The sequence below is a fragment of the Anaerosphaera aminiphila DSM 21120 genome (assembly GCF_900129925.1).
Taxonomy (GTDB): Bacteria; Bacillota; Clostridia; order Tissierellales; family Peptoniphilaceae; genus Anaerosphaera; species Anaerosphaera aminiphila.
The window spans coordinates 1-5,758 of sequence record NZ_FQXI01000029.1 but is presented as its reverse complement, the minus strand read 5'-3'; the positions used below and the strand labels follow the sequence as shown (position 1 = coordinate 5,758).

At 33.7% G+C, this 5,758-nt stretch carries 8 protein-coding genes; 7 read left to right on the top strand and 1 reads right to left on the bottom strand.

What is annotated here, in order from left to right:
• From BUB47_RS09770 to BUB47_RS09760, 3 genes are all read left to right on the top strand, one after another.
• Nucleotides 1-653, top strand: a 653-nt coding sequence (locus tag BUB47_RS09770) for an RNA polymerase sigma factor (RefSeq protein WP_143270652.1), incomplete at its 5' end; no start/stop codon positions are given.
• Nucleotides 631-870, top strand: coding sequence for a helix-turn-helix domain-containing protein (locus tag BUB47_RS09765; RefSeq protein WP_073185808.1), 240 nt, complete (start codon nucleotides 631-633; stop codon nucleotides 868-870). The genes BUB47_RS09770 and BUB47_RS09765, both read left to right, overlap by 23 nt.
• 878 nt (nucleotides 871-1,748) lie before the next feature.
• A complete protein-coding gene (locus BUB47_RS09760) occupies nucleotides 1,749-2,063 on the top strand; it encodes a hypothetical protein (protein WP_143270651.1) in 315 nt (104 codons plus the stop codon).
• Here BUB47_RS09760 and BUB47_RS09755 read toward each other — a convergent pair.
• Entirely contained in the window at nucleotides 2,041-2,928 is an 888-nt protein-coding gene (locus tag BUB47_RS09755; protein ID WP_073185806.1) for a helix-turn-helix transcriptional regulator, read from the bottom strand. The genes BUB47_RS09760 and BUB47_RS09755 overlap by 23 nt on opposite strands.
• Nucleotides 2,929-3,960: 1,032 nt before the next feature.
• On the opposite strand from BUB47_RS09755, the gene BUB47_RS09750 reads away from it, so the two are divergent.
• The 4 genes from BUB47_RS09750 (at nucleotide 3,961) to BUB47_RS09735 (ending at nucleotide 5,363) form a co-directional block, all read left to right on the top strand.
• On the top strand, nucleotides 3,961-4,401 hold the full coding sequence (locus BUB47_RS09750; protein ID WP_073185805.1) for an ABC transporter permease: 441 nt from the start codon (nucleotides 3,961-3,963) through the stop codon (nucleotides 4,399-4,401).
• A gap of 222 nt (nucleotides 4,402-4,623) precedes the next feature.
• Nucleotides 4,624-4,980: a DUF3796 domain-containing protein gene (locus tag BUB47_RS09745; RefSeq protein ID WP_073185804.1), complete on the top strand. Its 357-nt coding sequence runs from the start codon at nucleotides 4,624-4,626 to the stop codon at nucleotides 4,978-4,980.
• Complete coding sequence (locus tag BUB47_RS09740) at nucleotides 4,967-5,164, top strand: helix-turn-helix transcriptional regulator (RefSeq protein ID WP_073185803.1); 198 nt, start codon at nucleotides 4,967-4,969, stop codon at nucleotides 5,162-5,164. Before BUB47_RS09745 ends, BUB47_RS09740 begins: the two co-directional genes overlap by 14 nt.
• Nucleotides 5,165-5,180: 16 nt before the next feature.
• Nucleotides 5,181-5,363: a cysteine-rich KTR domain-containing protein gene (locus BUB47_RS09735; RefSeq protein ID WP_073185810.1), complete on the top strand. Its 183-nt coding sequence runs from the start codon at nucleotides 5,181-5,183 to the stop codon at nucleotides 5,361-5,363.
• Nucleotides 5,364-5,758 lie beyond the last annotated feature (395 nt).

Genomic DNA, 5,758 nt, shown 5'->3' with positions numbered 1-5,758 from the left:
CGGTATATTACTGCCATCAGTATGAACACACACATCACCTGGTAAACATAAACAACTCCACCAATGCTCGACTGTATTTTCAGTCGGGCATTTTTACGTCTTTTTTTAAGTTATTTCAAAAAGTTTCTCAAAAGTTTGGTAGTTTTGCAATTCTCACCGTAATAGTGGTGAAAGGGAAACAGCGGAGTCACCACCCGAAAGGGGGTGAGAATGTGAAACCTAACAGTCATGAGCAAGACAAGCGACATGCCTTTGACAGCTTTTGCAAAAAGGTACTGAAACATGAGGCAAGGGATTACTACGATGAGCTTAAACGTCAGCGTAATAAAGAAGTATCCTTTTCCAATTTACCTGCAAAGGAAATGGAACAGCTATATACAGAGGATAAATATTTTGTTATCGAACAGGTTTTTAATGTTTTAGGTCTTGATGTTATTGTTACTGATGGTGTTATTGCAAGTGCATTAGAAAATTTGCCAGAACGCAAGCGTGATATTATCTTACTTTCCTATTTCCTTGAATTGCCCGACCGAGAAATCGGGGACAAGCTGAATATGCTGCGTTCTACTGTACAGTACCAAAGAACAAGCACTCTACAGAAGTTAAAAAAATTTATGGAGGTAGATATCTATGAGCAACAAGAAAAGAAATAACCACCTGATTTCCTACCCTATCATCGTATTAGCCTCTGGTGGCGATGTAGATGCTATCAATGCTGTTCTGAAACATTATGAAGGGTACATAGCTGCATTGTCTATGAGGATGTTTTACGACGAAGGTGGCAATCCGCATTTATGTGTAGATGATGTATTACGCCGTAGGTTAGAAACTAAACTGATAACCAAAATCTTAACTTTTAATGCAGCTTAAGGAGAGTTACACTTCCTTTTCTTTTCCATACTTCTCATTTATATTTTTAAAAATAATTTACAAAAAAGGGCGATCATTTTCCGTCCTTTACTCTTAACGGAATATTGAGGTTATCAGCGTGAACATACGCATTATCATGTAAAGGTTAGACCCAAATAAAATAAATTGCTATAAAATTTTTATTACGTTACAGTTTACAAAAGAGGACATGAAAAGCGAAGAATAAAATTTACGATTCATATATGATACTTACAAGGGGGTTCAAAAAAATGGAATGGCTAAATAATTTAAGCAATGCCATAGAATATATAGAAGATAATTTACACAAAGAAATATCCTATGAAAAAGCAGCTAATATTGCATGTTGTTCAATCTGCCTGGTTTAGTTAAGAAACAGAAAAAACAGATATACTAGATTTTTGTACATGGATAGGTGAAGCTAGAAAAGAGAAAGAAAGTTTAGGTGTGTTGAATTATTAAAATCTATGATTACAGCAATGTCAAACAAATGGGATATCAATAGTTCACCATTGTATAGGCACATAAAAACAAAAGAGGATGATTCGTCTATGGAAGAATTATTCTTGTCTGCTTTGATTAAAGAAGTGAAAAATGATAAAGAATTAGCATTTTTAAGAAATAACCCAGAACTCTTAAAATTATTAAGTAAATATGATTTATAAATCTGTTTTCTTTAGATATTCTTATATGCATCAATAAATTCAAACAAATTTTAACAAGCCACAAGATGTATGAAAAAAGCAGGACAAGAGGGCAAACTGTATCATTTAAAGGGCTCTCTATGCTATGATTTTTATGTTGATGGTGTTAATTTGTTTTAACTAATCCGAGATAAACTTGATATACCTGACTTGTTTTTGTTTGACGGTAGCGACAAGCTGGACAGGGTGGATAGAGTCTCCATAGACTATCACAGGGTTAAGAAAATAAAGGGCAAGTTACCTATCAGCGTTAGTATGGAATACTACACTGGGGATTATTCTGAGCAACTTGTAATTGATAGAGAAACGGAAACCCTTGAACATACTGAGCGAGTCGGTTCTGGATGTGTCATCACGCGAAAGCACTTTGTACAGGAATGTGTTGGAGACTTATTGGATGACCTTGATGCTGATTATTTGTTTAAACATATAGTTGGAAATGCCCCAGTTACTCAAGATCCAAGTTTATAGGCATATCAGGTAGTGTATCATCTGGTTTTCTGATATCAGTAGTTGGCACAGATTCATTTACTTCTTCAAACTTGCAACAATCCAGCCATGCACTACCTGAACCTGCAAGTATTAATCCAATGTTAATGTTCTTACTATCGCTTGGAATATCTAATACACAAGCATAATGGTTCCAAGATGTGGATCCTTTTATGGGGCGATCTGACATATTATCAAATCCTAACATATTATAAGAATTATCATCAATCCGCATCCACAATCCAGACCAGCCTGTAATGTCTTGGGATTTTATAAATGCTGAGAAACGCATACGCTTAGCAAGAAAGTGTTTTGCTTGAAAGGTTTGCATAAAGTTAGAGAAATCTCTACTTTGGTCTATATCAGCCATCTTAGATTCAATTTTTATTGAGTACTCAGACTGGTTGGTAATGTTAAAATCCCTACTTATTTCATATTTATCTAAATCTGTAGCTACAAACTGCCATCCATTTATTAAATTTTCCATTACTTTCTCCTCCTGATTTTTGTTTAAAATATGAGCACGCATAATATTACGATAGCGGCTTGGTGATAGTCGGTATAATGATTGAAAGGAACGCGTAAAAGCTTCATGACTATCAAATTGATACAAAAGTGCTATGTCTAGGATTTTCATATCACTATAAATAAGTAGTTTTGATGCATTGGCCAATCTTCTTTTTCGAATATAATCGTAAAAGTTAATTCCTACTTGATTTTTGAATACCCTATGGAAATGATATTTTGAATAATTGATTCTATTTGAAACCTCTTCAAGAGTAATTTTATCATGTAGATGTAATTCTACATATCTAATGGATTCTTGGATAATCTTTTGATATTTCATTTCATTATCACCTCTTACCAATATATTAACAGTAAATAGGATGATTTACTTGATAAATCTTGCTAATAACTTTAAAGGGAATTTGTCTATCTAACATAATGATGACTTTTGAAGATAATGTTATTGATGTTTGAAATGTAAGTATATAATTTTGAGTATAAGAAAAACTAGAAATAAAGCATAAAGAGTAATCTGGAAGTTTCTAAATTTACTACAATTCTTGAAGCCCACTACTATAAATTTTATATCAATTTAATTATGCCATTTTTTCATACACTACAACTCACAACATAGGTCTAAATCAAAGAGAAAAAGAACAAGAAGTAAAAAAGCAGGAGAAGAAAAAAAACAGACATACTCGACTTTTGTAGATGGATAGGTGAAACTAAAAAGGGGAAATAAAGTTTATGTGTGAACTAGAGAACGTGTCCTTGTCCAGAATATTAGAGCTAGCGGATGATTGCAACAAAAAAAAGCAACTGCAGCATTTAAGCCACAATTACCCTTTTTGTTCTAATCCCTAAATTCGTTCTATTTTGTTCACAGATACCTCATAGGCTATTCGTGGCTCTAACTTGTACTCTGATACCCTTTTCTCGTATTTCCTACTCTGGACTCTGTCAGATAATTGGAGACGATTTCCTACATCTAAGCCCACTACATATCGTGCTTTTCTTCCCCAGACTACGAAGGGATATAATCACAGCCATGTCTATTAGGGCTATTAACGGCTAATATTATATCAGCAATCTCACGGCCTAACGGTGTTTTACGATAAATAGGTTTTTTGCAAAGGTATTCATATTATTACAACAAATCTAGCTTTTGATAGATGGGAAGAAATATTTTAATTTCTATGCTGACTGGTGCTATTGTAGGTGCGTTAGCACATAAGGTTCATATCATGGACATATCTAGAGAAACCAGTTATCAATATGAGGAAACAAATTCTTGGTTAAATAGTAAAAAATATTGGACCGTTTTTGAAATAATATTTGGACCATTTTTCACTTTACAAATACATTAGTTGTATTGGTTAGCTTTTCTACTTGTAGCAGTAGCGGCATTATGAACTACATGATGAAATCAGAGGGAAGTTTCTACCGAGTATTAATTGCTCCAGTGGGAAGAAGTTCTATCGTATTAGGTCAGATTTTAGAAGCTGTTATATGCACATTTCTTGAAGTAGGGATAATGAGTATTGTCAGCAGCCTTTTATTCTCTGTTAAAGTTGCTACTGGATTGATAGGAATACTATTGATTACTTTACTTGTATTTCTGACATCTTTCTTTATGGCTGACCTATCATATGTAATTAGCCTTATTCTTCCTAATGAAGTTGTATATGAAACGGTTATGAACGCAATCGTATTACCTATATTCTTTCTAAGCTCTGCTTTGTTCCCTATTGACGGAATAAAAGGTGTTTTAGCTATTGCTATCAAAATTAATCCTTATTACCCATGTAATTGATGCATTACGTTCTTTAATTCTGTATGGAAATATCGAGCTAGCAAGAATATTTAATGTACTGTTTCTATTTGTCATAATGTGTATTATTAGCTTTATATGGGCATTGTACAAATTGGAAAAGGGGAGATCATTATAAAAACATATTTATAATTGACATTAAGATTTTGATGTGGTATATTTATAACATAAAGAGCGAAATATATCACATCAAGGAGGTTGGTTATGAAGAATAAATATGGGTTTATAGGTTTTCTTTCTCTATTAGGGTTTTGGGGATTACATAGTGGAGATAGTATATTTTTATTCTTTTTTGCATTTGTTGTCTTTTTCCAATATTTCTGGATAGTACCCGACGAAATGTTTGTTGATACAATTCGGAAATGTGCAACTTATGCTTTCTTTGCTAATTTATTTACTGCGACTGGAGCAACACTTGTTTTTTCCTATTTTGAATTAAGCAACAATCCAATGGCTGGCGGAACTGCTTTAGGTTTTGGAATTTCCGTTGCAGTTTTTGTTCTAATGACGTTTATTATGGAATTGAAAGAACGGTTGGGAGCAAGCAATGATAAAAAATAGGATTAAAGAGTATCGTGCAAAATATGATATGAAACAAGAAGATCTCGCAGTTAAAGTAGGTGTCCGTAGAGAAACAATAGGAAATCTTGAAAATGGAAAATATAATCCCTCATTAGTATTGGCTTGGAACATTGCAAAGGTTTTTGGTGTTACTATTGAAGAAATATTTACAGTAGAGAATTGAGGTGTTGCTATTGAATATGGAAAATTGGATACTATGTACTGTTTGTAAAAACAAAACTCGAATTAGGATACGCGAGGATACAATTCTTGAAAACTTCCCATTATTTTGTCCTAAGTGCAAACAGGAAACATTAATTAATGTACGACAATTGAATATATCAGTTATCAGAGAGCCAGACGCTAAGACGCAGAGCCGATAACCTATGAGAATGTAACTCATGGTTATCGGCTCTTTCTCCTTGATAACTATAATCATGCTATATAATTGCTGATTCATTGTTCACAAATCTAAAACCGTTGTGTGAACGATAAATTAGATTTATGCGTTCAACGGCGGTTTTGAAGTAACAATCAAAGCCATCGTTTTTCCTTTTTAAATGAAATCCCAGAGGGTGTATGAAAATCACTCTTTTAAGGCTGCGGCGGCACTGGAGGAGGTATCGCCGTGTCTCTTTTTAATTACCATAAGCCATATAAATTCTATCCATTAAAAAAAGCCCATATCCCCCAACGGTATATTACTGCCATCAGTATGAACACACACATCACCTGGTAAACATAAACAACTCCACCAATGCTCGACTGTATTTTCAGT

Excerpts from the sequence above, each read along its gene's own strand:
- BUB47_RS09765 (WP_073185808.1), top strand. The coding sequence starts at position 631 with ATGAGCAACAAGAAAAGAAATAACCACCTGATTTCCTACCCTATCATC.
- BUB47_RS09755 (WP_073185806.1), bottom strand. The coding sequence starts at position 2,928 with ATGAAATATCAAAAGATTATCCAAGAATCCATTAGATATGTAGAATTA.
- BUB47_RS09745 (WP_073185804.1), top strand. The coding sequence starts at position 4,624 with ATGAAGAATAAATATGGGTTTATAGGTTTTCTTTCTCTATTAGGGTTT.
- BUB47_RS09740 (WP_073185803.1), top strand. The coding sequence starts at position 4,967 with ATGATAAAAAATAGGATTAAAGAGTATCGTGCAAAATATGATATGAAA.
- BUB47_RS09735 (WP_073185810.1), top strand. The coding sequence starts at position 5,181 with ATGGAAAATTGGATACTATGTACTGTTTGTAAAAACAAAACTCGAATT.